The organism is Pseudomonas sp. Sample_24, assembly GCF_004307605.1.
Lineage (GTDB): Bacteria > Pseudomonadota > Gammaproteobacteria > Pseudomonadales > Pseudomonadaceae > Aquipseudomonas.
The window spans coordinates 1-23,411 of sequence record NZ_RCNW01000490.1 but is presented as its reverse complement, the minus strand read 5'-3'; the positions used below and the strand labels follow the sequence as shown (position 1 = coordinate 23,411).

Here is a 23,411-nt window from a genome sequence, read left to right as displayed (position 1 = left end):
GAGGATCATGGGCACCAGTTAAACCACTACCTAATCCCGCCACAAGCGGAAGGATGAAAACCATGGAACGTACACTCAGTTCCGAACTGTTCTTCGAAGACACTGCTGCAAAAACCCAGGCTTCCATGCCTCTGCGCGTTATCGCCAACCTGATGCTGTGGCAGCGCCGCATCTCCAGCCGCCATCAACTGGCTCGTCTGGATTCGCGTCTGCTGGCTGATGCCGGGATTAGCGAAGCACAACGCTACGAAGAGCTGAGCAAGCCGTTCTGGCGCTAAGTTAGCGTCGCTGGCCCTGACCTGATGGTCCATCGCCAGCAACCCGAATTGAAAAAACGAAACCCGTCGTGGGAAACCACGACGGGTTTCGTCGTTTTGGAGCCAGAATTTCGGCCATCTGATTCAAATAGGTACAGTTTTAAGTATTGATATTCTAACCAGTACAGTTTTGGCATTTCATGTCTTCAGAGAACCTGATCAGCGTCACGCAAATCAGCCAATATCCCCGGCCCGAACAAACGACACTGTGCGAATCGTTGCGCACAGGCCTAATATCAAACCAATAAGTGGCGAATGCCAAGCGTCTGGCGTCAGACTCCGCACAGAGCGCCACCTTAAAATTGCCCATCAAAAGGAGTTACACCATGTCCCGTCTTCGTCTGCTTAGCGCTGCAGCCCTGCTTGCCGTGGCTGCCAATTCCCACGCCACCAGCTTCATCGTGACCACCGATGCCGTCGTTGGTGCACTCAAGGCCACATCGGACGCGACATCCGACGTCACGTCTTCTTTTAGAGACGACAAAATTGTACTCGCGGCCCGTGACGACGCTGCCAGCTTCGTTGCCAGTGAAGGCGCCATCCGTGGCGTAAAACTGGAAAGCGCTCTCGACCACATTCGCCATCAGGCGCCACAACTCAACGCGACAGACGCACAACTGGCACAGGCGATCCTGACGATCTAAGCGACTGCTTTGAAGAGGGACACGTCAGACGTGTCCCGATATTTCGACGCTGGCTCTAGACCGGGCCTTGCGCTAGCCTTGAGACTCACTTTCAACTGTCGAGTCTCATGCGTTTTTTTTCATATCTGTTAATCCCTACACTGTTTTTTGCGGCCAGCTACTCAGGCGCGGCCCAGGCTTTCGATGCCTTCAACCTGTCCACGCAAGGCACCGTAGCCAGCGGTTACGCCACAAGCATGGTGACCTCCGCGCCCTTCGACCATAAACTGCTGCTCGCCGCCCGGGATGATGCCGCGGCGTTCATCGCCAGTGATGGCCAACTCAGAGGCGCACAACTGGAATCGGCCCTGTCTTACCTGCGCCGGACCCAGCCAAAACTTCATGCAAGCGACCTTGAACTGGCACAGGCAATTCTCGTCCAATAGTTATCCCAAGTTTCTCCGGAGTCGTTCCATGCGTAACCCGCTGATTGCCGCCACCCTCGGCCTGCTGTTGTTGGCCGATGTGGCACAGGCCCATACCCTGGTTGCCACCAGTAACATCCTTATCCGCGCGACCCAGCGCACACTCGATTTCACGTCTGATACAACAACGTCCATTCGCGACTCGAAAATCGTCCGCGAAGCTCAAGACGATGCCGCCAGCTTTGTCGCCAGTAACGGAGACATCCGTGGTGCGCACCTGGAATCGGCTTTCAGTTTGTTGCGCACCCGCGTTCCGGAAGCCCGAGACGCCAGTGATCAGGATCTCGCTGAAGCCATCCTCGCACTGTGAGGTCTCCAGTCACCTGGCTGTTGGCCGGGGTCATGTTGCTGCTCGGCAACATGGCCCACGCCGACCTCGAACTGCATCTCAAGACCGAAGGCCTGAGCCCCGCACAGCAGCAGGCCAGCCAGGCATTGCTGGATGAAGCCATGCAGGCATTGCCGCCGCATTTCATCAAGCAACTCGACCGTCGAATTGACGTCGGCTGGACCGATGACATGCCCGCCAACGCCTACGGCCAGGCGTCCCCGGTGTCTGAGCTCGATTTGAACCGCAATCTGCTGGCCAGCCTCACCGATGGCAGCGCAGCCACCAAGAAGACCTATCGTCCTCACGGCACAGTGCGTCGGGAAATGCTGGCCACGGTTCTGCACGAACTGACCCACATTTATGATCGCTCGCGTTTGTGGCCACAGGCGCAGCGTTCGCTGATTCAGCGCTGTACCCGCCAGGACAGCAGCGCAGGGCTGGTCGGTATTCCAGATGAATGCCGAGGCCAGTCTGGCCGCCGCTTTACCCTCAGCGACGATCCGCGCTTGCTTGATCTCGCCGGTTGGCCGCAATACGTGGGTCGTCGTGGTGAGCGTGAACAGCACAACCGCCAGATTGCCCGCAGCCCGGACATCTACGAGACCAGCAGCCCAAAGGAATTCGTCGCGGTCAACATGGAGTATTTCCTGCTTGACCCGAGTTATGCCTGCCGTCGTCCGGCGCTGTACCGCTATTACAAAGAGCACTTTGGATGGGCACCCACCGCCAAGAGCGACTGCGGTAAAACCTTCGCTTTCCTGAATGCCGGCAATGATTTTGCCAAAACCCCGCTGGGCCAGGTCGATCCAGAGCGAGTTTATGCCGTCGACTATTTGCTGGCCGAGGCTAACCAGAACTGGGTCAGTCGATGGGGCCACAGCATGTTGCGCCTGGTGATCTGCGCACCGGGACGCCCACGCGGGCCGGATTGTCGGTTGGATCTGGACCAGCATCTGGTGCTGTCATATCGGGCCTTTGTCGGCGACGTGCAGCTGTCGAGCTGGGACGGTCTGGTGGGTAAATATCCGTCACGTCTGTTTGTATTACCGCTGGCTCAAGTCATTGACGAGTACACCAAGACTGAATTGCGCAGCCTGGCATCCGTACCGCTGGACCTTTCGCGCAGCGAGATCGAAGGTGTGGTTGAGCGCGCCGCCGAGATGCACTGGAGTTACGACGGCAACTACTTTTTCCTCTCCAACAATTGCGCCGTAGAGGAGCTGAAGTTACTGCGCAGTGGCACTAACAATTCAAAACTGGTTGCTCTGGACAACATCATGCCCAACGGCCTGCTGGAAGTGCTGAAAGGGCGCGGGCTGGCGGACACCAGTGTGCTGGACGATCCCCGCGAAGCACTGCGCCTGGGCTATCGGTTCGACTCGTTCCGGGATCGCTATCAAGCGATGTTTGATGTGCTGAAAAAAAGCCTGCCGGTCAAACAGGAAACCGTCGAAGACTGGCTGGACTTGAAGGCCGAAGAGCGCCGCACGTGGTTCGAACAGGCAGATCTGCGCACCAGCGCGGCCCTTCTGTTGCTCGAGCAAGCAAGCTTCCGGCGCCAGTTGTTGCTGGCTCAGGACGAAGTCAAACAGCGTTACCTGGGCGCTCGAGAATTGAAAAACGGCGGGATGGACAAGGCTAATGCAACGCTGAGGCAGATTCTCGATAACAGCGGCTTCCTCAGTCGACCGGCCGAATTGCTCGGCAGCGGAGGATACGGCTTGCCGCAGCCGAATGAATGGCAGCGCCTGGAGTCGGAAAGCAGCCTGCGGCAAAAGCAGCTTCAAGCCTTGACCGGGGATCTGGACAAGGAAGTACGGGCGCTGCTCGAACCGTCCCGAGCAGCCGAAATGGCTGCCAACGAGGCCAACGTGAAACAAATTGGCGAGCATCTGCGTAAATTGCACAAGGCGTCGGGTGGGCTGGAGTTGCCTTGATATAGGCCTTCCCCCTCCCCTGACGCGCAACAAAAAAAGGCTTCAGAACCGAGTTCTGAAGCCTTTTTGTTGATTCCCGTACGTCGGGGAAATCACCCTCAGCTGACGCGTGCCTGGCGCACGCCGTCGGCCAGCGCCGAGCACAGGCTCAATACACCATCGATTGCCTGGTCCGGCGTAGTGGCATTGGCGATGTGATCGATCAACGCCGACCCCACCACCACACCATCGGCCAGACGCGCGATGGCCGCCGCTTGTTCTGGTGTGCGAATGCCAAAACCGATACTGATCGGCAGATCGGTATGACGGCGCAGGCGAGCGACCGCTTCTTCGACATGTTCCAGCGTTGCGGCGCCAGCACCGGTCACACCGGCCACGGACACGTAGTACACGAAGCCGGAGCTGCCATTGAGCACCGTTGGCAAACGCACGTCATCGGTGGTCGGCGTGGTCAGGCGGATGAAGTCGATGCCGGCAGCCTGCGCCGGGTCGCACAGTTCGCCGTTATGCTCAGGCGGCATGTCGACCACGATCAAGCCATCGACGCCGGCCTCTTTCGCTTCGGCGATGAAACGTGGCACGCCGTACATGTGGATGGGGTTGAAGTAGCCCATCAGCACCAGCGGGGTTTCGTTGTTGTCCTTGCGGAATTCACGAACCATTTCCAGGGTTTTCGCCAGGTTCTGCCTGGCACCCAGGGCACGGATGTTGGCGAGCTGGATCGCTGGGCCGTCGGCCATCGGATCGGTGAAGGGCATGCCCAGTTCGATCACGTCAGCGCCGGCTGCCGGCAAGCCTTTGAGGATGGCCAACGAGGTGTCGTAGCTCGGGTCGCCAGCGGTGACGAAGGTCACCAGCGCGGCACGGTTCTGTTCCTTGAGTTCGGCAAAACGTGTTTGCAGGCGGCTCATCAGTGTTTCTCCTGCTTCGATTGTTCCATGTGGTGCATCACGGTTTGCATGTCTTTGTCGCCACGGCCGGACAGGTTGACGACCATCAGGTGATCCTTCGGCAGGTTCGGGGCGCGCTTGAACACTTCAGCCAGGGCATGGGCGCTTTCCAGGGCAGGAATGATCCCTTCCAGACGGCAGCATTGATGGAACGCCGCAAGGGCTTCGTCATCAGTCACCGAGGTGTACTGAACGCGGCCGATGTCATGCAACCAGGCGTGTTCCGGACCAATACCCGGATAGTCGAGGCCGGCGGAAATCGAGTGGGCATCGATGATCTGGCCATCTTCGTCCTGCAGCAGGAACGTGCGGTTACCGTGCAGCACACCCGGTACGCCGCCATTGAGACTGGCCGCGTGCTTGCCGGTTTCGATACCGTAACCGGCGGCTTCAACGCCGATGATTTCAACGCTCTTGTCGTCGAGGAACGGATGGAACAAGCCCATGGCGTTGGAGCCGCCGCCGATGCACGCCACCAGGCTGTCCGGCAGACGGCCTTCCTGGGCTTGCAGTTGATCACGGGTTTCCTTGCCGATGACGGCCTGGAAGTCGCGAACCATCGCTGGATACGGGTGCGGACCGGCTACGGTGCCGATCAGGTAGAAGGTGCTGTCGACGTTGGTCACCCAGTCACGCAAGGCTTCGTTCATCGCGTCCTTGAGAGTGCCGGTGCCGGCCACGACTGGAATCACCTCGGCGCCCAGCAGCTTCATGCGAAATACGTTGGCCTGCTGACGTTCGATGTCAGTGGTACCCATGTAGATCACGCAATCGAGACCAAAACGCGCGGCCACGGTGGCAGTCGCCACACCATGCATGCCAGCGCCGGTTTCGGCGATGATGCGTTTCTTGCCCATGCGCCGCGCCAGCAGGATCTGGCCGATGCAATTGTTGATCTTGTGCGCGCCGGTGTGGTTCAGCTCTTCACGCTTGAGGTAAATCTTCGCACCGCCGCAGAACTCGGTCAGGCGTTCGGCGAAATACAGAGGACTTGGACGACCGACGTAATCGCGCTGGAAGTAGGCCAATTCTTCTTTGAATGCCGGATCTTCCTTGGCCGCTTCGTATTCGCGGGCCAGATCAAGGATCAACGGCATCAGGGTTTCGGCAACGTAACGGCCGCCGAACGCGCCAAACAGGCCGTTGGCATCAGGGCCGTTGCGCAAATTGGTCTGGGTCATTTGGGCGCTCCAGTTGAATGCGTGAATGGGGCATAAAGAGACAGTGGGGTCCACTCTACCCCTGACGTCCTCGACTGAAAACCGATAAGATCGCCATAACCTGTCAGGAAAACTCACAGATAAAATGAGCCACGACCTCCCCCCGCTCAATGCCCTGCGCGCCTTCGAGGCAACTGCCCGGCTGAACAGTGTCAGTCAGGCAGCGGAGCAGTTGCACGTAACTCACGGCGCAGTCAGCCGTCAGCTCAAGGTGCTGGAAGAACACCTCGGCGTCAGCCTTTTCGTCAAGGATGGCCGCGGCCTTAAACTCACAGATGCCGGAATGCGGCTACGCGACGCCAGTGCTGAAGCTTTCGAACGCTTGCGTACGGTTTGCGCCGAGCTCACGCAAAGCACGGCGGATGCGCCATTTGTGCTGGGTTGTTCGGGGAGCCTCCTGGCACGCTGGTTCATTCCGCGCCTGGGTCGATTGAATGCCGACTTGCCTGACCTGCGTTTGCACCTGTCTGCCGGGGAAGGCGATCTCGATCCGCGTCGCCCGGGCCTGGATGCCTTGCTGGTTTTTGCCGAGCCGCCCTGGCCTGCGGACATGCAGGTCTTTGAACTGACCAGCGAGCGGATCGGCCCGGTCATGAGCCCGCGGTTCGCCGGCTTCGAGCGCCTGAAAACGGCACCGCCCAGCGCGTTGCTCAATGAATCGTTGCTGCACACCACTTCCCGGCCGCAGGCCTGGCCCAGCTGGGTGCAACAAAGCGGCCTCGACGCCAAGGCGTTGAAGTACGGACAGGGTTTCGAACATTTGTATTACTTGCTGGAAGCGGCCGTGGCCGGGCTGGGTGTGGCGATTGCCCCGGAGCCGCTGGTGGCTGAAGATTTGAAGGCCGGCCGTTTGGTAGCGCCATGGGGTTTCAGCGAAACCCCGGCACATCTGGCGCTGTGGCTACCCAAGCGCGCCGCGGACGGGCGCGCCCGGCAACTGGCGCATTGGCTCAAGAATGAGTTGCGCCAGACGGATCAGTCACCGCGTTTGCATAGCAAGTAAGCCGCCAACAGGCCCAGTGCACCGACGGCAACACCCGCTGTAGTCCAAGGGTGTTCCTGGGCGTAGTCCCGGGTTGCAATACCTGTCTCACGGGTTTTGACCTTGACCTCTTCATAGGCATCGGCGAGCAGATGGCGCGAATGCCGCAATGCGTTCTCGGCGTTGCCTTTGAGCACCTTGAGGGTTTTACGCGACTCGTCCGAGGCGTCTTCCTTCAGGTTTTCCAAGGATTTGAGCAGACTCTCGATCTCCGCTTCCATGCTTTGCAATGAGGCTTTACGTAACGAGCTGTTGGCCATGGTGGCTCTCCTGCATTGTTGATGAGTGGCGTGTGTTGGTTGGGACTTCAGCGGTTCGAGAAAGTGCAGTAAATCTGAACTTCCATGTCGGATCGAGCGACAGAAGTAAGACACAAATTCACTGCTAGGCTGTACTTCACACCCAAAAGGAGAACCCCATGTCTGACCATCACACCTACAAGAAAGTCGAATTGGTTGGCTCGTCCACGAGCAGTATTGAAGATGCGATCAACAACGCCCTGGCTGAAGCGGCCAAAAGCATCAAACACATGGAATGGTTTGAAGTGACCGAAACCCGTGGGCATATCCAGGACGGCAAGGCTGCACACTTTCAGGTGACGCTGAAAGTCGGATTCCGGATTGCCAGCAGCTGAGGGTCGACCCGTCTTCTGAACTTGCGCGCTGGCCGATTGCCATAGGGAATGGCAAAGCGCTACATAAGTGCGTCCAGCCGACGCTGGGCGCCCCTTTGAACCGACCGGGGATGCGACTGATGAAGAAGTTTATTTTGGCAATTGGATTATTGAGCCTTGCAGGCACCGTGTTCGCCGCCGGTAAGTCATGCGAAGAGCTCAAAGCGGAAATCGCCGCAAAACTGGATGCCAAGGGCGTTTCCGGGTATTCGCTGGAAATTGTCGATAAAGGCACCGAGGCCGGCGGGCAAGTGGTCGGCACCTGTGAAAGCGGTACCAAGGTCATTGTCTACAAAAAATAGCCTGATTCCTTCAGACAATAAAAAGCCGACGCAAAACGTCGGCTTTTTACGCCTGCCTGAAGATCAGCCTTTCATGACTTGCGCCAACAATTCGTAGGAATGCAGACGATCGGAATGTTCATACAGGTCGCAGGTAAAGATCAACTCATCGGCCTGAGTCTGTTCGATCAACACTTCCAGTCTGGCGCGGATTTTCTCCGGGCCGCCGATCATTGCCAGACCGAGGAAATCGCTCACCGCTTCTCGCTCATGGGGCAGCCACAGGCCATCCATGGTTTTCACCGGTGGGCGCTGGACCAGGCTCTGGCCTCGCATCAGGGCGAGAATCCGCTGGAACACCGAGGTGGCCAGATAGTCAGCCTGTTCATCGGTGTCAGCCGCCACCAGCGGCACGCCGAGCATCACGTAGGGCTTGTCCAGGACCGCGGAAGGTGTGAAGTGATTGCGGTAGACGCGAATCGCCTCGTGCATGAAGCGCGGTGCGAAATGTGACGCAAAGGCGTAAGGCAATCCTCTTTCGCCCGCCAGTTGCGCACTGAACAGGCTGGACCCCAGCAGCCAGATCGGAACATTCGTACCGGTGCCCGGCATCGCGATGACGCGCTGGTCCGGCGTGCGAGGGCCGAGGTAACGCACCAGTTCCGCAACATCTTCCGGAAAATCATCGGCACTGCCGGAACGTTCACGACGCAGGGCGCGGGCGGTCATCTGATCCGAGCCCGGCGCACGCCCGAGGCCAAGGTCGATCCGCCCTGGATAAAGGCTTTCCAAGGTGCCGAATTGTTCAGCAATCACCAATGGCGCGTGGTTGGGCAGCATCACCCCACCCGAACCGACACGGATGGTCGATGTGCCCCCCGCCAGATAACCCAACAGCACCGAGGTCGCGGAACTGGCAATGCCATCCATGTTGTGATGTTCGGCGACCCAAAAACGGTGGTAGCCGAATTTTTCCACATGTTGCGCCAGGTCCAGCGAATTGCGCAGCGATTGCGCTGCGCTGCCGTTTTCCCGCACGGGCACCAGATCGAGGGTCGAGAACTTGATATCGGACAGTCGTTTCATAAACCTGCTACTCCAATTGAGGGCGCAGGTTTTTCTCGCGAACGAAAACCTGCCGAATCCAAAAGCGTGTTTCATGCAATGAGGGCATATACCCGAGTTTCAATAGCACGGGGAAAATTCGTACAAAAAAAGCGGACAGATCAGATGAGATGAACTTTGCGCCAAGGTCTATCCTCAGAACCCTGACGAACCAAACCAAATAGGCACGACGCTTCGTGCCGAATCCTGGAGGAGACAAGCATGGCGATCATCAAGAAAGCATCAGCCCATTGGGAAGGTGATCTGAAAACCGGCATCGGCTCGATTTCCACGGAAACCGGTGTACTTCGGGAAGCGCCCTACGGCTTCAAGGCGCGCTTCGAAGGCGGCAAGGGCACCAACCCTGAAGAGCTGATCGGCGCCGCCCACGCGGGTTGTTTTTCCATGGCATTTTCCATGATCCTCGGCGACGCGGGCCTCAAGGCTGACAGTATTGATACCAATGCCGAAGTCACGCTGGACCAGGTGGATGGCGGTTTTGCGATCACGGCCGTGAAACTGATCCTCAAAGCGAAAATTCCCGGCGCCAGCCAGGCGCAGTTCGAAGAGCTGAGCAACAAGGCCAAGGAAGGATGCCCGGTTTCCAAAGTGCTGAATGCCAGGATCACCCTGGAAGCCACGCTGGTCAGTTGAACACTGATTAAAGATCGCAGCCTCAGGCAGCCCCTACAGGGTCAACGTGAATCTGTGGAGCTGCCGAAGGCTGCGATCTTTTTTGCCTTGAAACAAACAAGGCTTGCAAAACTGTGGTCGAATTAATGACAGCAGCCCAAACGCACGGATATGCGTGCTGCCTCAAAAGGAGCTTCAACCATGAAACGTTTTGCCTTGGCCGTTATCTGTTGCGCGTTGGCCACATCGGCCTTTGCCGCACCCAAGCCCTGTGAAGAACTCAAGGCCGAAATCGAAGCCAAGATCCAGGCAAGTGGCGTTACGTCCTACACCCTGGAGATCGTGGCCAACGACGAAGTGCACGATCAGAACATGGTCGTAGGCTCATGCGAGAACGGCACCAAGAAAATCATTTACCAGAAGAACGATCGCTGACCGACCCTACGGAACACAGTTGATCTGGCGTTCTTCGGCAACGATTTCATGTTTGGCGTTATACAGGCGTGCTTGCGGGGTGAACGCCATGGAGCGGGCCTGAAGCAGGTAACGCTGACCGGCTTCGAAATGATCGTACTTGATGATCATGTAGCACAGCCGTTCCGTGCCACCATCCATTAGGTCCGAACTTCCACCCGGCACTTCGAAATCGAAGCGAACAGTCAACTCATGACTACCCGGGGTGACCTGGAAAAAACGTCCATCACGCAATCGCTGGTTGTCCAGACGCTCGGCCATCAACAATTTGTCGTTGGGAAATGGCGTAGAGAAATCGACCCACGCCATTTGCGGATTAGCTGCCGGCATCGGTGTCGAACAACCGGCCACCGCACTTGCGGTCAGTAACAGCAATAACCTGCGCATGATGAATATCCCGATGTCTGGATACTCAGGATAGCGCTGATCAGGTGCGTTGGCAGCCAGCCGGTGTGCCTTGACCGATGACTTTTCGCTGCTGATCGTAAAGTTTGGCCCACGGGCGGAAGCCAATGTTCCCCGCTTGCAGTTGATAGCGCTCACCGGCATTGAAACCGCTGAATTTCACGTTCATCTGACAATCACGCCACAGCGGCTCGGCATCGGGGCCGATGTTGGTGGGCTGCACCGGAAACTGATAGCGAACCGTCAACTCATGACTGCCCGGCTGCACCTCGAAGTAACGCTTGTCGGTGGCCGCCTTGTTGTCCACCTCCATCGCCAGCAGTGCCGTGTCTTCCTGATGCGACTCCAGATCGATCCATGCCTGCGTCGGATCATGGTGAGGTAACCCGAACCCGGCACAACCGGCCAGCATCAGCAGGCCTCCCGTCAGCATCAACTTGCGCATAGCGGAGCTCCAGTCAAGCGGGATAGTCTTGCGAGCAGACTCTCCAGAGATTTTTATTTTGATCAGGCCGCGTCCAAGCCTTGGGTTACTTGATCGCGTTTTACGCGTTTTGTTTCCGGGTGCGTTATTTTTGTTGCTCAACGGTTGTTCCAGCATCAGTTACTACAGCCAACTGGCCAGCGGTCAGATGCAGTTGCTGCGGGCACGGGAGCCGGTTTCCAGTGTCATTGCCGACTCTCAGCGAGATCAGAAACTGCGTGCGCATCTGGCCGAATCGCAAAAGGCCCGGACGTTCGCCAGCCGACAGTTGCACCTGCCGGATAACCAGAGTTACCGCTTGTACGCTGACATTGGTCGCCCTTATGTAGTCTGGAACGTATTTGCCACGCCGGAATTTTCCCTGAAACCGCAAAATCACTGCTTCCCGATTGCCGGGTGCGTGGCGTATCGCGGCTATTACAGCCAGAGTGCCGCTCGCGGTGAGGCGGCGTTGCAGCGCCTGCAAGGCCTGGACGTATCCATCGGCGGCGTCGAGGCGTACTCGACACTGGGCTGGTTCAATGATCCGATCATGAGTTCGATGATGGGCTGGGGCGACGAACGCCTGGCCACGCTGATCTTTCACGAACTGGCGCATCAACGCGTGTACGTGAAGGACGACACGGAGTTCAACGAGTCATTCGCCACCTTCGTCGAACAGGAGGGCACCCGCCAATGGCGTGCCTACCGTCGCCTGCCGCCTGAAAGCGGAGCGCAGGCACGGCAACGGGCTCAATTCATTGAGCTGGTTCTGGACACCCGCAGCCGCCTTGAAAACCTGTACGCCCAGCACTTGCCGCCGGAGCAAATGCGTCAGCGCAAAGCGGCGGAGTTCGAACGCATGCGCGACGAGTACCGCCAATTGCGCGACAGCCAATGGGCCGGGGATAAACGCTATGACGCATGGATCAATGCCCCGATGAACAACGCGCGGCTGTTGCCGTTTGGGCTCTATGACCAGTGGGTGCGGGCGTTTGCAGCGTTATTCAAGCAGGCGGGTGGGGATTGGGTGGCGTTTTATATGGCGGCGGAAGAGCTGGGGGCGTTGCCGCTGGAAAAACGTAAAGCGGCGTTGAAAACATTGGCGGGCTCAAAAATCTCTGGAGGTTGAACCGACGTCATCGCGGGCAAGCCTTGCTCCTACGAATTTGCGTCGAGTGAAAAATCCATGAACGACAACAACTCTGTAGGAGCAAGGCTTGCCCGCGATGGCGACTTCATTAGCCGCGCAAAAACGCCTGGTGCATCTCGTCCAGCGTTTCAAAATGATAGGCCGGCGCTTCAGCGCTCAGCTCTTCCCGACTGCCAAATCCGTACCCCACCGCCGCGGCGTCCAGGCCATTGCTGCGTGCGCCAATCAGGTCGTGCTTGCGGTCGCCGATCATCAGCGTATTGGCCGGGTCCAGGCCTTCCTCGGCTACCAAGTGCGCGATCAGCTCGACCTTATTGGTCCGGGTGCCATCGAGCTCACTGCCGTAAATCACTTTGAAATGTTTGGCGAAGTCGAAATGCCGGGCGATTTCACGGGCGAACACCCACGGCTTGGAGGTGGCGATGTAAAGCTGTCGCCCTTGGCCTCCAAGGGTTTCCAGAAGCGGGGTGACGCCATCAAATACACGGTTTTCGTACAAGCCGGTGACTTTGAAACGCTCCCGGTAGAAATTCACCGCTTCCCAGGCCTTTGGCTCATCAAACCCATAGAACTGCATGAACGCCTGCAACAACGGCGGACCAATGAAGTGTTCGAGCCGGGTCAGGTCGGGCTCATCGATGCCGAGCTTACTCAAGGCAAATTGGATCGAACGTGTAATGCCCTCGCGCGGATCAGTCAGCGTGCCGTCGAGGTCGAATAAAACGGTTTGGTAATGCATGAAAATTCCTGGGCAATGGCGAGGCGCTTTTCGTTATCAGGGGCTTAGTTTTGGTCGTAGCCTTCGGCTAGATGCAGATCCTTGAGTTTCACGTAGTTCGCCGCGCTATAAGTGAAAAAGGCTTGTTCCTTGTCAGTCAGCGGTCTTACCTGCTTCACCGGACTGCCCACATACAAAAAGCCGCTTTCCAGGCGTTTGCCCGGTGGTACGAGGCTGCCGGCACCAATGATCACATCGTCGGCAACCACCGCGCCGTCCATCACGATGCTGCCCATGCCGATCAACACCCGGCTGCCCACGCTGCACCCGTGCAACATGACTTTGTGGGCAATCGTCACGTCATCGCCGATCAGCAACGGGAAACCGTCGGGGTTGAACGGCCCGGCATGGGTGATGTGCAGCACGCAGCCATCCTGCACGCTGGTGCGCGCACCGATGCGGATGCGGTGCATGTCGCCGCGGATCACCGTCAACGGCCATACCGAGCTGTCCTCGCCGATTTCTACGTCGCCGATCACCACCGCCGAGCGGTCGACAAAGGCGCCTTTACCCAGCAACGGCGTGTGGTTCTGGTATTTGCGAAGATTCACGATAGGGTTTCTCTCTGTTGCTGATAGCTGCGGTGAACGTCGATTGTAATTAAGATGGCTGCATGTTTCTTCCAGCCAAGGTGCCAACCGTGAGCGTGAACAACCCTCTTTTGCAGTCCTACGACCTGCCGCCGTTCTCCGCGATCCGTGCCGAGCATGTGCAACCGGCCATTGAACAGATCCTGGCGGATAACCGTGCCGCCATTATCGAGATCCTCAAGACCCAGGGCAAACAACCGACCTGGGCCGGCCTGGTGCTGGCGATGGATGAACTCAACGACCGCCTGGGCGCCGCCTGGAGCCCGGTCAGCCACTTGAACGCCGTGTGCAACAGCGCCGAACTGCGCGAAGCCTACGAGTCATGCCTGCCGGCATTGAGCGCTTACTCGACTGAAATGGGCCAGAACCGTGAACTGTTCCAGGCCTATGAAGCCTTGGCCAACAGCCCGGAAGCCGCCGGTTTCGACGTTGCGCAAAAAACCATCCTGGAACACGCCCTGCGCGACTTCCGTCTGTCGGGTATCGACCTGCCGGAAGCGCAGCAGAAGCGCTATGCCGAAGTGCAGAGCAAACTGTCCGAGTTGGGCAGCCGCTTCTCCAACCAGTTGCTCGACGCAACCCAGGCCTGGACCAAGCACATCACCGATGAAGCCGCCCTCGCCGGCCTGACCGATTCGGCCAAGGCGCAAATGGCCGCCGCGGCACAAGCCAAAGAACTGGATGGCTGGCTGATCACTCTGGAGTTCCCAAGCTACTACGCGGTGATGACCTACGCCCACAACCGTGCGCTGCGTGAAGAAGTCTACGCCGCCTACTGCACCCGTGCGTCGGATCAAGGCCCGAATGCCGGGCAGAACGATAACGGTCCGGTGATGGAAGAAATCCTCGACCTGCGTCAGGAACTGGCAAAACTCCTGGGCTTCGGCAGTTTCTCGGAATTGAGCCTGGCCACCAAAATGGCCGAGTCCAGCGACCAGGTGCTGAGCTTCCTGCGCGATCTGGCCCAACGCAGCAAGCCGTTCGCCGCCCAGGACCTGCAACAGCTCAAGGCTTACGCCGCGGAGCAGGGCTGCGCGGATCTGCAAAGCTGGGACAGCGGTTTCTACGGCGAAAAACTCCGCGAACAGCGCTACAGCGTTGCCCAGGAAGCGCTGCGTGCCTACTTCCCGATCGATAAAGTACTGGGCGGTCTGTTCGCCATCGTTCAGCGCCTCTACGGCATCGAGATCGCCGAACAAAAAGGCTTCGACACCTGGCACCCGGATGTTCGCCTGTTCGAAATCAAGGAAAACGGCTTGCACGTCGGGCGCTTCTTCTTCGACCTCTACGCCCGCGCCAACAAGCGCGGCGGGGCCTGGATGGACGGCGCCCGGGACCGTCGCCGCACCGCTGGCGGAGTGCTGCAAAGCCCGGTTGCCAACCTGGTGTGCAACTTCACCCCGGCCGACAGCGGCAAGCCTGCGCTGCTGACCCACGATGAAGTCACCACGCTGTTCCACGAGTTCGGCCATGGCCTGCACCACTTGCTGACCCGGGTCGAGCACGCCGGCGTGTCCGGAATCAACGGCGTGGCCTGGGACGCGGTCGAGTTGCCGAGCCAGTTCATGGAAAACTGGTGCTGGGAGCCGGAAGGCCTGGCGCTGATTTCCGGTCATTACGAAACCGGCGAGCCGTTGCCGCAGGACCTCCTGCAAAAAATGCTTGCGGCGAAGAACTTCCAGTCCGGCCTGATGATGGTGCGCCAACTGGAGTTCTCACTGTTCGACTTCGAACTGCATGCGACTCACGGCGACGGCCGCAGTGTGCTGCAAGTGCTCGAAGGGGTGCGGGACGAGGTTTCTGTGATGCGCCCACCAGCCTACAATCGCTTCCCCAACAGCTTTGCGCACATCTTCGCTGGCGGTTACGCCGCGGGGTACTACAGCTATAAATGGGCTGAAGTGCTGTCCGCTGATGCGTTTTCGAAGTTCGAGGAAGAAGGCGTGCTCAACGCCGACACTGGCCGCGCATTCCGCGAGGCGATTCTCGCGCGGGGGGGTTCCCAGGAGCCGATGGTGTTGTTCGTCGACTTCCGTGGCCGCGAGCCTTCGATTGACGCACTCTTGCGCCACAGCGGCCTGAGTGAGGACGCGGCAGCATGAGTGAGGGTCCCGTGATTACCAAACGACGCTTTATCGCCGGGGCGGTTTGCCCGGCCTGCAGTGAGCCGGACAAGTTGATGATGTGGAACGAAGACAGCGTGCCGCATCGTGAATGCGTGGCTTGCGGATACTCGGACACGCTCAATGAACAAGGTTTGTCGGTGCCCAAGGAACTGGGCACCCGGGTCAATACGTCTGCCCTGAAGGCACCTGATACCAAGGTTCAGGCAGTGCAGTTTTTCCCGAACCCGAAGCTGAAAAAGAAACCTGACGAGCAGCATTGAGTAGAAAGACGCCTCCCGATGCGCAATGCAGTGGGAGGCGTTGTTGTTACTGAAGATGAGCGGACTGGAACCAGTTTTTCATCGAACACGCCGCGAACGGGCTCGTGCTGCAATCGCCATTGGCCAATGCAGTGCGAAGCTTGTCCACGTCAGCCTGCATCATGTAACGGATGCCGTCCTTGAAGTGAGTGCTGTCTCCAAAGCCGCCCTGGGTCATTTCGCTCAGCGCGTCCTCCTTGCTCCATCCCTGCACCACCACCCGATACATGGCCGCGATCAGGCCGGTTCGGTCTGAGCCGTGTTTACAGTGCATCAGCACCGGGCCATTGGTTTCGGCAGTTCGAATGGCCCGTAATGCCTTGAGTATGTCGGCATCATCGACGTGGTTGGTTCGATAAGGCAGATGTACTTGAGTGATTGCAGGCGTGGATAACCAGTTTGCGTCCGACTCAGGTAGAAAACTGATGACTGTTGCGACCTTGAGTCTTTCCAATAACCGCAGCGCTCCACTGTCGGGTAATGCACTGCGGTACAACGTCGGCGACATTTTAAACAGGTTGTATTGCACTTCGACCGGTTGTGCCCATTCTGCCGGACGGCGCAAATCGGCATCATCGGCGTACACCGGTGCCAAGTGAAGCAATACGACCAGTGATAAACACATCACCGAAATAAAACGCAGAAAGAACATGCTGGGTGACCGTCAGGATGGAAGCTGGACATTGAGGTCAAGCTTGCATCCTGATCAGTCAAAGACCCGTGAGCTATCTGTCAAAGAAACGTGAACCCTTGCATCAAGGATTGATAATCGCCGCATAAGCCTTGGCCAGTGCCTCTAACTTGGCCTTGTCCCCTGCACCAATGACCCCGTCGCGGTCTACATCCTTGTTAACGTTTCCAATACTGAAAGAGTTGCCAAGGTCTTTGGACGTGGCCGTAAAAAAAACCGAATCAACCAAGGTTTCGATTTGTTGTTGATTCTCCGCATCCCAACTTAGCTCTTTACGAGCAAGTTGCAACGAAACAAGAGTATTCGGCTCCGAAGGGCTCGGCCGCATGAGTTGTAGAAAGATGCCACGCTGATTAAAGAAAGACATAAACAAATCCTTTTATTTATTTTGCTTAGTGGGTGTTACTTGGAGGTAAGAATATAGAAGGTAACGTTTAATCGAGCGACGCCTTATATGTTTCTTCAATTTACCAGTTGCCGGACACGTTATTTGAAAGATCTGCCCAGCCTAGTAAAAAGCTGAACGGTACTGGTTGATAGGGGCAACCTCGTATACTGTATGAATATACAGACCAAGGAACACCTTCGATGGCGACCATCCTGCCTCCCCGCGGTCGCGGCACTGCGGCCAACCCGCACAATCGCTTTGCTCCGAGCCGCTCGGTAGCCGAGGACGACGGCTGGCATCAGGAAGCGCCAGTGACTCAAGGCACCGAAGTGCGCATCGAGACGGCGAAAAGCATCATCACTCGCAACAACTCACCAGACCTGCCCTTCGACCGCTCGATCAATCCTTATCGTGGGTGCGAACACGGTTGCATTTATTGCTACGCACGCCCCAGTCACGCCTATTGGGACATGTCGCCGGGGCTGGATTTCGAGACCCGGTTGATCGCCAAGACCAATGCAGTGGAGGTGCTGGAACAGCAGTTGTCCAAGCGCGGCTATCAATGTGCGCCGATCAACCTCGGTTCCAACACCGATCCGTATCAGCCGATCGAGCGCGAGTACAAAATCACCCGCCAGACTCTCGAGGTATTGCTGCGCTATCGCCATCCCGTGACCATCATCACCAAAGGTTCACTGATTCTTCGCGATCTGGACCTTCTGGCCGAACTTGCACAGCAAAGGCTGGTGGCGGTGATGATCAGCCTGACTACCCTTGACGACGAGCTCAAACGCATCCTCGAACCCCGCGCCGCGGCGCCGAAGGCCCGGCTGCGGGCAATCAGGGTGATGCGTGATGCGGGCATTCCGGTGGGTGTGCTGTGTTCACCGATGATTCCGATGATCAACGACAGCGAACTCGAAAGCCTGCTCACTGAAGCCCAGGCGGCCGGGGCGCAAAGCGCTGCCTACATGATGTTGCGCCTGCCGCTGGAAGTGGCGCCGCTGTTCGAGCAATGGCTGGCCGCCCACTATCCGCAACGGGCGGCGCATGTGTTGAGCCTGATACGCCAGAGTCGTGGCGGTGAGCTTTACGACAGCCGCTTTGGCGCACGAATGCGCGGAGAAGGACCGTTTGCCGATTTGCTGGCGCAGCGCTTTGCCAAGACCATCAAGCGCCTGGGGCTTAATCATCGGGAAGGCTTCAACCTGGACTGCGACGCCTTTTGTCCGCCGGGTCGCCAAATGTCACTGATTTGAGGACAATTGGCCTATGGTTGAGTACTGAAGAACGCGCTCGAAGATTAAGCTGGTCACGTTTTTTGTGACCTGGAACACACGTTCTAGAGCGCTTTATTCAGTTTGAGTTAAGATTCGGCCGCTACCTTGTTCATCGAGTGACTGACGGGTCGAGGCCTTCGACCTGGATGTTTTTTATACAGCCACTGGCTTCACACCGGACTTCACGGAAAACTCCCTGACTCCGCCAAAGAGGATGAATCATGAGTGACAAGGATAAACAGCCGTTGGCTGCGTCGGCTTCCACCCAACCCGAGGCGGAAACCGCCGATGCAGCGCTGCAGCATATCGTTGACGGCTTTTTGCATTTCCATCATGAGATCTTTCCGCAACAGGAAGAGCTCTTCAAGAAACTCGCCACGGCTCAACGCCCCCGAGCCATGTTCATCGCCTGCGCCGATTCGCGCATCGTTCCTGAACTGATCACCCAAAGCGCCCCCGGCGACCTGTTCGTGACGCGTAACGTCGGCAACGTCGTACCGCCTTACGGACAGATGAACGGCGGTGTCTCCACGGCGATCGAGTACGCGGTGCTGGCCCTCGGCGTGCACCACATCATCATCTGCGGGCACTCCGACTGCGGCGCGATGCGAGCGGTGCTCAACCCCCAGAGCCTGGAAAAAATGCCTACGGTCAAAGCCTGGCTGCGGCATGCCGAAGTGGCGAAGACCATGGTCCAGGACAACTGCAACTGCGCGAATGAAAGCGAAAGCATGCACATCCTCACCGAAGAGAATGTCATCGCCCAATTGCAGCATTTGCGCACTCATCCATCGGTGGCCTCGCGAATGGCTAACGGTCAGTTGTTTATCCACGGTTGGGTCTACAACATCGAAACCAGCGAAATCAAAGCCTACGACGCCGATCAGGGATGTTTCCTGCCGCTCAATGGCAGCCTGCCCGTTCCGGTGGCGACGCCCAAAGCGCGCTTCTAAAACCTCCTAAATCCGTATGGTTCAGTCGAGGCTGCCGATCAGGCAGCCTGGCTTCGCCATGCCTGAAGAAAACTTCGGGAGAATCACCATGCGTGCTGCGCAATTCAAAAATGTTTTACCAAGGGAGCTGCTGGCTTCCGTGGTCGTTTTTCTGGTCGCCCTGCCCTTGTGCATGGGCATTGCCATTGCTTCGGGTTTACCTCCGGCCAAAGGCCTGATCACCGGGATCATTGGTGGCCTGGTCGTTGGTTGGCTGGCCGGTTCGCCCTTGCAAGTAAGCGGTCCCGCCGCCGGTCTGGCGGTACTGGTATTCGAACTGGTACGTCAGCATGGCGTGACCATGCTCGGGCCGATATTACTGCTCGCAGGTTTTCTGCAATTGGTGGCCGGCCGTTTGAAACTGGGCTGCTGGTTCCGCGTGACAGCGCCTGCCGTCGTGTACGGCATGCTTGCCGGGATCGGTGTGCTGATCGTCCTCTCACAGGTGCACGTGATGCTCGATGCGGCGCCAAAGCCGTCAGGGCTGGATAACCTCGCGAGCTTTCCCACCGCAGTCGCCCAGGCTTTGCCATCCGTTGGCTGGCAGGCCGGCCTGCTCGGGTTATCGACCATCGCCGTGATGTGGCTATGGGAAAAGCTGCGTCCGCATTCCCTGCGTTTCATACCTGGCGCCTTGCTCGGTGTGGGTCTCGCCACTACCGCCAGTCTGCTCATGTCGTTGCAGGTCAAACGGGTGGAGGTTCCGGCCAATCTGGCTGAAGCCATTGATTGGCTGCGACCGGCAGATTTGCTCAATCTGGCAGACCCTGCCCTGCTCATCGCTGCCTTTGCAGTGGCTTTCATCGCCAGTGCCGAAACCCTGCTGTCGGCTGCCGCAGTAGACCGGATGCACAGCGGCCAGCGCTCGGACTTCGACCGGGAACTGTCGGCGCAAGGCGTCGGCAACATGCTCTGCGGGCTGCTCGGCGCACTGCCGATGACGGGCGTGATCGTGCGCAGCTCTGCCAACGTCCAGGCCGGCGCTACCACGCGTTACTCGACGATTTTCCACGGCCTGTGGCTGCTGGCGTTCGTTTTGCTGTTGTCGAGCGTGTTGCAAAGCATTCCGGTGGCTAGCCTGGCGGGTGTGCTGGTTTATACCGGCTTCAAGCTTGTGGATCTCAAGGCTTTCCGCGGTCTGGGGCGCTACGGCCGGATGCCGATGTTCACCTATGCCGCCACCGCATTAGCCATCGTTTTCACTGACTTGCTGACCGGCGTATTGATCGGCTTCGGCCTGACGCTGGTGAAGCTGGCATTGAAGGCTTCACGGTTGAAAATCAGCCTGATCGATCTGCCCGAGGCAGGAGAAATGGAATTGCGCCTGACAGGCGCGGCGACTTTTCTCAAAGTGCCGGCGCTGACCAAGGTACTGGCGACCATTCCCGCAGGTGCGACAGTGCACGTGCCGCTCAATAACCTGAGCTACATCGATCACTCATGCCTGGAACTGCTGGAAGAATGGGGTCGGGCGAATGCAGCCAAAGGTTCGAAGCTGTTGATTGAGTCGCGGGGGTTGAAGCGCAGGCTTGAAGGGCGGGTTCGGACCAACGCTGGCGTAGGCTCCACCACCTAAACCTTGTAGGAGCCGGCTTGCTGGCGATTCAGGCGACAAGGTGTGTCATGCAGACCGTGTCGTCTGGATCGCCAGCAAGCCGGCTCCTACAGGGGTGGAGTCAGGCGACGGGTTGATCCAGCTCCAGGCCTACCCCCAAACGGCGCGACATGCACGGCCAGCGCTTCCACGCAGCACCGGTATCCGGACTGTTGAGCTTCTCGCGGTAGGCTTCCACCGACTCCAGCGCAAAGCTGTCATCGTTGAGCATTTCGTCTACGGCGTGGTGGACTGCCTCATCCAGTTGGTTGGCAAAATCCTCACCGATCAACTGGTGGGCAATCAGGTTGGCGACCGTCATGTCCAATGGGATCAGTGGCTGGCCAAAGTGCTTGATATACAGGTCGTTGACCTCTTCGACAAACCGGTGGGCCAAATAGGCTTCGTCCAGCAGGCTGTCGAGCCCGACGTGCCCGGCCATGATTGCCGGTGGCTGGATGAAGTACTGCTCGGCGATTTTCAATACCGGTTTGATCTGTGACTCGATGCCCGCTTCCCTTGCGACTTCATTGGCTGCATCCAGCAGATCGGGCACTTCTTCGATATAAGCGGCGACAAAACGCGTGAGTACGCCGTTGGTATCGGTCTCCGGCAACTGGATCGCCGGGTGTAGATGAGGCAGTTTGCTTTCCAGCTGACGCGTCAGCAGGCCGGTCTCGGCTTCGTGTTGTTGGGCTTTTTGGATCTGCTCGCGCAATGCGGCGGTGTTCATGAAAACTCCAGGAAACAAAGGCAATGAAATAGGGAAGACATAACTTAGCTGGCTTACGAAAAATGCTAAGACGCATTTGTCATAATTATTTCATCCTTGAGACGCCCGCGTTATATCGGTTCGCCACCACTCGTCTGCATCCTTCTCCATTCGTGCCCCGCAACGCAAGTTAATGCTGTTTCAGATGATTTACGCCTTGGCATTGCGAGGTGAGAGTCGCTGTCTATACTCGGGTTGGAATGGAGTTAGCTGATGACGCCCGACTGCACACGCAGCAAGGCTCGGCAATTCAAGTTCGTAGTCTGATGCAGCCGCTCCCTTGCCGCAGGTGAAAGCCGGCGGGATAACAAGAACGATAAGGGGAACCCGCAATGATGCGACATCCACATGTCTGGATGGGCCTCCTGTTGTGGTCGATTTTCAGTCAGGCGCAAGCGGCCTGGACTGTGAATATGGCGCCTGGAGCGACTGAAATCAGTCACGCTGTGTTTGACCTGCACATGACCATTTTCTGGATCTGTGTGGTGATCGGCATCATCGTCTTTGGTGCGATGTTCTGGTCGATGATCCTGCACCGCCGCTCGACAGGGCAGGTGGCGGCCAAGTTTCATGAAAGCACCACCGTCGAAATTCTGTGGACCATCGTGCCCTTCATCATCCTTGTGGCCATGGCGGTTCCCGCGACGGCGACCCTGATCAAGATGTACGACGCCAGTGAGCCGGATATCGATATCCAGGTCACCGGCTATCAATGGAAATGGCATTACAAATACCTGGGCCAGGACGTCGAGTTCTTCAGCAACCTGGCCACCCCCGCCGACCAGATCCACAACAAGGAAGCCAAGAGCGAGCACTATTTGCTTGAGGTCGACAAGCCATTGGTGCTGCCGATCGGCGCCAAGGTGCGCTTCCTCGTGACGTCCGCCGACGTGATCCACTCATGGTGGGTGCCGGCCTTTGCGGTCAAGCGCGATGCGATCCCGGGGTTCGTCAACGAAGCCTGGACGCGCATCGAAAAACCCGGCATCTACCGTGGCCAATGCGCCGAGCTGTGCGGCAAGGACCACGGGTTCATGCCGATCGTGGTCGAGGTCAAGGAAAAGGCCGATTACGAGAAATGGCTGGGCGAGCGCAAGGCGGAAGCTGCGCAACTCAAGGAACTGACCAGCAAGGAATGGACCCTCGACGAGCTCAAGGAGCGTGGCGACAAGGTCTATCACACCACTTGCGTGGCCTGTCACCAGGCTGAGGGTCAGGGGTTGCCGCCGATGTTCCCGGCCCTCAAGGGCTCGAAAATCGCCACCGGCCCGATCAAGGATCACCTGAACATTGTCTTCCACGGCAAGCCCGGCACGTCCATGGCGGCCTTCGGCAAGCAACTGTCGGAAGTCGATATCGCGGCGGTCGTGACCTACGAACGCAACGCCTGGGGCAACAACAAGGGCGATATGGTCACGCCGAAAGAAGTGCTTGAGCTGAAACAGGCGGAAAGCAAATGACCCGGTCCATTGCTCACCTCAGGAACCGGTCGGGGCAGTGCGCCCCGGCCTGCCCAGCCCATCCGGTTAAAGGAGACAGGCCATGAGCGCCGTAATCGATGACCACGGTCATGCCGACCACGCCCACGGCCCCGCCAAAGGCCTGATGCGTTGGGTGCTGACCACCAACCACAAGGACATCGGTACGCTGTACCTGTGGTTTGCGTTTTCCATGTTCCTGCTCGGCGGCTCGTTCGCGATGGTGATTCGCGCCGAGCTGTTCCAGCCAGGCCTGCAAATCGTCCAGCCGGAATTTTTCAACCAGATGACCACCATGCACGGCCTGGTGATGGTCTTCGGTGCGGTGATGC

At 58.1% G+C, this 23,411-nt stretch carries 29 protein-coding genes; 18 read left to right on the top strand and 11 right to left on the bottom strand.

Annotation, left to right across the window (positions count from 1 at the left end; translation table 11 throughout):
• Window positions 1-62 precede the first annotated feature (62 nt).
• The 5 genes from D8V06_RS28655 to D8V06_RS28635 all read left to right on the top strand — a co-directional run bounded on the left by D8V06_RS28655 (window position 63) and on the right by D8V06_RS28635 (window position 3,693).
• Window positions 63-278, top strand: coding sequence for a DUF1127 domain-containing protein (locus D8V06_RS28655; protein ID WP_007902752.1), 216 nt, complete (start codon window positions 63-65; stop codon window positions 276-278).
• Between the two features lie 365 nt (window positions 279-643).
• Window positions 644-961 (top strand): DUF2388 domain-containing protein, encoded by a 318-nt coding sequence (locus tag D8V06_RS28650; protein ID WP_056854485.1) that lies wholly within the window; start codon window positions 644-646, stop codon window positions 959-961.
• A 107-nt stretch (window positions 962-1,068) separates the two neighbouring features.
• Window positions 1,069-1,386, top strand: coding sequence for a DUF2388 domain-containing protein (locus D8V06_RS28645; RefSeq protein WP_130932291.1), 318 nt, complete (start codon window positions 1,069-1,071; stop codon window positions 1,384-1,386).
• Between the two features lie 28 nt (window positions 1,387-1,414).
• The gene (locus D8V06_RS28640; protein ID WP_056854483.1) at window positions 1,415-1,735 is read left to right on the top strand and encodes a DUF2388 domain-containing protein; all 321 of its coding nucleotides are present in this window, start codon (window positions 1,415-1,417) and stop codon (window positions 1,733-1,735) included.
• Window positions 1,732-3,693, top strand: a complete 1,962-nt coding sequence (locus D8V06_RS28635) for a DUF4105 domain-containing protein (protein ID WP_056854482.1) — start codon at window positions 1,732-1,734, stop codon at window positions 3,691-3,693. Before D8V06_RS28640 ends, D8V06_RS28635 begins: the two co-directional genes overlap by 4 nt.
• Before the next feature lie 98 nt (window positions 3,694-3,791).
• On the opposite strand, the gene trpA is transcribed toward D8V06_RS28635, so the two are convergent.
• Together trpA and trpB are read right to left on the bottom strand one after the other, a co-directional pair.
• Window positions 3,792-4,604, bottom strand: coding sequence for a tryptophan synthase subunit alpha (gene trpA / locus D8V06_RS28630; RefSeq protein ID WP_130906706.1), 813 nt, complete (start codon window positions 4,602-4,604; stop codon window positions 3,792-3,794).
• Window positions 4,604-5,824 carry a tryptophan synthase subunit beta gene (gene trpB / locus D8V06_RS28625; protein WP_056854480.1) on the bottom strand — a complete coding sequence of 407 codons (1,221 nt, stop codon included), beginning with the start codon at window positions 5,822-5,824 and terminating at the stop codon, window positions 4,604-4,606. The genes trpA and trpB overlap by 1 nt, the downstream gene beginning before the upstream one ends.
• 124 nt (window positions 5,825-5,948) lie before the next feature.
• Here trpB and D8V06_RS28620 point away from each other — a divergent pair, with 124 nt between their 5' ends.
• Window positions 5,949-6,866 carry a LysR family transcriptional regulator gene (locus tag D8V06_RS28620; RefSeq protein ID WP_130905142.1) on the top strand — a complete coding sequence of 306 codons (918 nt, stop codon included), beginning with the start codon at window positions 5,949-5,951 and terminating at the stop codon, window positions 6,864-6,866.
• Here D8V06_RS28620 and D8V06_RS28615 read toward each other — a convergent pair.
• Window positions 6,839-7,165: a DUF883 family protein gene (locus D8V06_RS28615; protein ID WP_056854478.1), complete on the bottom strand. Its 327-nt coding sequence runs from the start codon at window positions 7,163-7,165 to the stop codon at window positions 6,839-6,841. The two genes, D8V06_RS28620 and D8V06_RS28615, sit on opposite strands and share 28 nt — an antisense overlap.
• A gap of 158 nt (window positions 7,166-7,323) precedes the next feature.
• Between D8V06_RS28615 and D8V06_RS28610 the strand changes: the two genes are divergently transcribed.
• Window positions 7,324-7,539 carry a dodecin gene (locus D8V06_RS28610; protein WP_056854477.1) on the top strand — a complete coding sequence of 72 codons (216 nt, stop codon included), beginning with the start codon at window positions 7,324-7,326 and terminating at the stop codon, window positions 7,537-7,539.
• Between the two features lie 119 nt (window positions 7,540-7,658).
• Window positions 7,659-7,880, top strand: coding sequence for a DUF1161 domain-containing protein (locus D8V06_RS28605; protein ID WP_056854493.1), 222 nt, complete (start codon window positions 7,659-7,661; stop codon window positions 7,878-7,880).
• Between the two features lie 63 nt (window positions 7,881-7,943).
• On the opposite strand, the gene D8V06_RS28600 is transcribed toward D8V06_RS28605, so the two are convergent.
• A complete protein-coding gene (locus D8V06_RS28600; RefSeq protein ID WP_130932290.1) occupies window positions 7,944-8,945 on the bottom strand; it encodes an LLM class flavin-dependent oxidoreductase in 1,002 nt (333 codons plus the stop codon).
• Window positions 8,946-9,185: 240 nt separating this feature from the next.
• Here D8V06_RS28600 and D8V06_RS28595 point away from each other — a divergent pair, with 240 nt between their 5' ends.
• Together D8V06_RS28595 and D8V06_RS28590 are read left to right on the top strand one after the other, a co-directional pair.
• Entirely contained in the window at window positions 9,186-9,617 is a 432-nt protein-coding gene (locus tag D8V06_RS28595) for an OsmC family protein (protein WP_056854475.1), read from the top strand.
• 180 nt (window positions 9,618-9,797) lie between these two features.
• Complete coding sequence (locus tag D8V06_RS28590) at window positions 9,798-10,031, top strand: DUF1161 domain-containing protein (protein ID WP_056854474.1); 234 nt, start codon at window positions 9,798-9,800, stop codon at window positions 10,029-10,031.
• Between the two features lie 6 nt (window positions 10,032-10,037).
• On the opposite strand, the gene D8V06_RS28585 is transcribed toward D8V06_RS28590, so the two are convergent.
• Both D8V06_RS28585 and D8V06_RS28580 read right to left on the bottom strand, forming a co-directional pair.
• Window positions 10,038-10,457, bottom strand: coding sequence for a hypothetical protein (locus D8V06_RS28585; protein ID WP_056854473.1), 420 nt, complete (start codon window positions 10,455-10,457; stop codon window positions 10,038-10,040).
• Between the two features lie 40 nt (window positions 10,458-10,497).
• Window positions 10,498-10,920 carry a hypothetical protein gene (locus D8V06_RS28580; RefSeq protein WP_130932289.1) on the bottom strand — a complete coding sequence of 141 codons (423 nt, stop codon included), beginning with the start codon at window positions 10,918-10,920 and terminating at the stop codon, window positions 10,498-10,500.
• Between the two features lie 58 nt (window positions 10,921-10,978).
• Between D8V06_RS28580 and D8V06_RS28575 the strand changes: the two genes are divergently transcribed.
• A complete protein-coding gene (locus D8V06_RS28575; RefSeq protein WP_130932288.1) occupies window positions 10,979-12,070 on the top strand; it encodes an aminopeptidase in 1,092 nt (363 codons plus the stop codon).
• Window positions 12,071-12,179: 109 nt separating this feature from the next.
• Here the strand turns inward: D8V06_RS28575 and D8V06_RS28570 are convergent, their stop codons facing one another.
• Window positions 12,180-12,830, bottom strand: coding sequence for an HAD family hydrolase (locus D8V06_RS28570; protein ID WP_056854470.1), 651 nt, complete (start codon window positions 12,828-12,830; stop codon window positions 12,180-12,182).
• Window positions 12,831-12,874: 44 nt separating this feature from the next.
• Window positions 12,875-13,420: a gamma carbonic anhydrase family protein gene (locus D8V06_RS28565; RefSeq protein WP_056854469.1), complete on the bottom strand. Its 546-nt coding sequence runs from the start codon at window positions 13,418-13,420 to the stop codon at window positions 12,875-12,877.
• 89 nt (window positions 13,421-13,509) lie between these two features.
• On the opposite strand from D8V06_RS28565, the gene prlC reads away from it, so the two are divergent.
• Both prlC and D8V06_RS28555 read left to right on the top strand, forming a co-directional pair.
• On the top strand, window positions 13,510-15,561 hold the full coding sequence (gene prlC / locus D8V06_RS28560) for an oligopeptidase A (protein WP_130932287.1): 2,052 nt from the start codon (window positions 13,510-13,512) through the stop codon (window positions 15,559-15,561).
• Window positions 15,558-15,845 (top strand): YheV family putative zinc ribbon protein, encoded by a 288-nt coding sequence (locus D8V06_RS28555; protein ID WP_056854468.1) that lies wholly within the window; start codon window positions 15,558-15,560, stop codon window positions 15,843-15,845. Before prlC ends, D8V06_RS28555 begins: the two co-directional genes overlap by 4 nt.
• Before the next feature lie 46 nt (window positions 15,846-15,891).
• Here D8V06_RS28555 and D8V06_RS28550 read toward each other — a convergent pair whose 3' ends face one another.
• Together D8V06_RS28550 and D8V06_RS28545 are read right to left on the bottom strand one after the other, a co-directional pair.
• Entirely contained in the window at window positions 15,892-16,536 is a 645-nt protein-coding gene (locus tag D8V06_RS28550; protein ID WP_056854467.1) for a tyrosine-protein phosphatase, read from the bottom strand.
• Between the two features lie 103 nt (window positions 16,537-16,639).
• Window positions 16,640-16,942 carry a hypothetical protein gene (locus tag D8V06_RS28545; RefSeq protein WP_130905139.1) on the bottom strand — a complete coding sequence of 101 codons (303 nt, stop codon included), beginning with the start codon at window positions 16,940-16,942 and terminating at the stop codon, window positions 16,640-16,642.
• Between the two features lie 221 nt (window positions 16,943-17,163).
• On the opposite strand from D8V06_RS28545, the gene D8V06_RS28540 reads away from it, so the two are divergent.
• The 3 genes from D8V06_RS28540 to D8V06_RS28530 all read left to right on the top strand — a co-directional run bounded on the left by D8V06_RS28540 (window position 17,164) and on the right by D8V06_RS28530 (window position 20,811).
• Window positions 17,164-18,222 carry a PA0069 family radical SAM protein gene (locus D8V06_RS28540; protein WP_056854465.1) on the top strand — a complete coding sequence of 353 codons (1,059 nt, stop codon included), beginning with the start codon at window positions 17,164-17,166 and terminating at the stop codon, window positions 18,220-18,222.
• A gap of 242 nt (window positions 18,223-18,464) precedes the next feature.
• Window positions 18,465-19,196: a carbonic anhydrase gene (locus D8V06_RS28535; protein ID WP_056854464.1), complete on the top strand. Its 732-nt coding sequence runs from the start codon at window positions 18,465-18,467 to the stop codon at window positions 19,194-19,196.
• Window positions 19,197-19,284: 88 nt separating this feature from the next.
• Window positions 19,285-20,811: a SulP family inorganic anion transporter gene (locus tag D8V06_RS28530; RefSeq protein ID WP_130906702.1), complete on the top strand. Its 1,527-nt coding sequence runs from the start codon at window positions 19,285-19,287 to the stop codon at window positions 20,809-20,811.
• A 100-nt stretch (window positions 20,812-20,911) separates the two neighbouring features.
• On the opposite strand, the gene D8V06_RS28525 is transcribed toward D8V06_RS28530, so the two are convergent.
• On the bottom strand, window positions 20,912-21,562 hold the full coding sequence (locus D8V06_RS28525; protein WP_130932286.1) for a hypothetical protein: 651 nt from the start codon (window positions 21,560-21,562) through the stop codon (window positions 20,912-20,914).
• A gap of 371 nt (window positions 21,563-21,933) precedes the next feature.
• Between D8V06_RS28525 and coxB the strand changes: the two genes are divergently transcribed.
• Both coxB and D8V06_RS28515 read left to right on the top strand, forming a co-directional pair.
• A complete protein-coding gene (gene coxB, locus D8V06_RS28520; protein WP_130905137.1) occupies window positions 21,934-23,061 on the top strand; it encodes a cytochrome c oxidase subunit II in 1,128 nt (375 codons plus the stop codon).
• Window positions 23,062-23,143: 82 nt separating this feature from the next.
• The coding region (locus tag D8V06_RS28515; RefSeq protein WP_177434505.1) for a cbb3-type cytochrome c oxidase subunit I at window positions 23,144-23,411 on the top strand (268 nt) is incomplete at its 3' end.

Excerpts from the sequence above, each read along its gene's own strand:
- D8V06_RS28645 (WP_130932291.1), top strand. The coding sequence starts at position 1,069 with ATGCGTTTTTTTTCATATCTGTTAATCCCTACACTGTTTTTTGCGGCC.
- trpB (WP_056854480.1), bottom strand. The coding sequence starts at position 5,824 with ATGACCCAGACCAATTTGCGCAACGGCCCTGATGCCAACGGCCTGTTT.
- D8V06_RS28610 (WP_056854477.1), top strand. The coding sequence starts at position 7,324 with ATGTCTGACCATCACACCTACAAGAAAGTCGAATTGGTTGGCTCGTCC.
- D8V06_RS28640 (WP_056854483.1), top strand. The coding sequence starts at position 1,415 with ATGCGTAACCCGCTGATTGCCGCCACCCTCGGCCTGCTGTTGTTGGCC.
- D8V06_RS28615 (WP_056854478.1), bottom strand. The coding sequence starts at position 7,165 with ATGGCCAACAGCTCGTTACGTAAAGCCTCATTGCAAAGCATGGAAGCG.
- D8V06_RS28545 (WP_130905139.1), bottom strand. The coding sequence starts at position 16,942 with ATGTCTTTCTTTAATCAGCGTGGCATCTTTCTACAACTCATGCGGCCG.
- D8V06_RS28525 (WP_130932286.1), bottom strand. The coding sequence starts at position 21,562 with ATGAACACCGCCGCATTGCGCGAGCAGATCCAAAAAGCCCAACAACAC.
- D8V06_RS28580 (WP_130932289.1), bottom strand. The coding sequence starts at position 10,920 with ATGCGCAAGTTGATGCTGACGGGAGGCCTGCTGATGCTGGCCGGTTGT.
- coxB (WP_130905137.1), top strand. The coding sequence starts at position 21,934 with ATGATGCGACATCCACATGTCTGGATGGGCCTCCTGTTGTGGTCGATT.
- D8V06_RS28650 (WP_056854485.1), top strand. The coding sequence starts at position 644 with ATGTCCCGTCTTCGTCTGCTTAGCGCTGCAGCCCTGCTTGCCGTGGCT.
- D8V06_RS28595 (WP_056854475.1), top strand. The coding sequence starts at position 9,186 with ATGGCGATCATCAAGAAAGCATCAGCCCATTGGGAAGGTGATCTGAAA.
- D8V06_RS28530 (WP_130906702.1), top strand. The coding sequence starts at position 19,285 with ATGCGTGCTGCGCAATTCAAAAATGTTTTACCAAGGGAGCTGCTGGCT.
- D8V06_RS28590 (WP_056854474.1), top strand. The coding sequence starts at position 9,798 with ATGAAACGTTTTGCCTTGGCCGTTATCTGTTGCGCGTTGGCCACATCG.
- D8V06_RS28550 (WP_056854467.1), bottom strand. The coding sequence starts at position 16,536 with ATGTTCTTTCTGCGTTTTATTTCGGTGATGTGTTTATCACTGGTCGTA.
- D8V06_RS28620 (WP_130905142.1), top strand. The coding sequence starts at position 5,949 with ATGAGCCACGACCTCCCCCCGCTCAATGCCCTGCGCGCCTTCGAGGCA.
- D8V06_RS28540 (WP_056854465.1), top strand. The coding sequence starts at position 17,164 with ATGGCGACCATCCTGCCTCCCCGCGGTCGCGGCACTGCGGCCAACCCG.
- D8V06_RS28555 (WP_056854468.1), top strand. The coding sequence starts at position 15,558 with ATGAGTGAGGGTCCCGTGATTACCAAACGACGCTTTATCGCCGGGGCG.
- D8V06_RS28600 (WP_130932290.1), bottom strand. The coding sequence starts at position 8,945 with ATGAAACGACTGTCCGATATCAAGTTCTCGACCCTCGATCTGGTGCCC.
- D8V06_RS28570 (WP_056854470.1), bottom strand. The coding sequence starts at position 12,830 with ATGCATTACCAAACCGTTTTATTCGACCTCGACGGCACGCTGACTGAT.
- D8V06_RS28585 (WP_056854473.1), bottom strand. The coding sequence starts at position 10,457 with ATGCGCAGGTTATTGCTGTTACTGACCGCAAGTGCGGTGGCCGGTTGT.
- trpA (WP_130906706.1), bottom strand. The coding sequence starts at position 4,604 with ATGAGCCGCCTGCAAACACGTTTTGCCGAACTCAAGGAACAGAACCGT.
- D8V06_RS28535 (WP_056854464.1), top strand. The coding sequence starts at position 18,465 with ATGAGTGACAAGGATAAACAGCCGTTGGCTGCGTCGGCTTCCACCCAA.
- D8V06_RS28655 (WP_007902752.1), top strand. The coding sequence starts at position 63 with ATGGAACGTACACTCAGTTCCGAACTGTTCTTCGAAGACACTGCTGCA.
- D8V06_RS28605 (WP_056854493.1), top strand. The coding sequence starts at position 7,659 with ATGAAGAAGTTTATTTTGGCAATTGGATTATTGAGCCTTGCAGGCACC.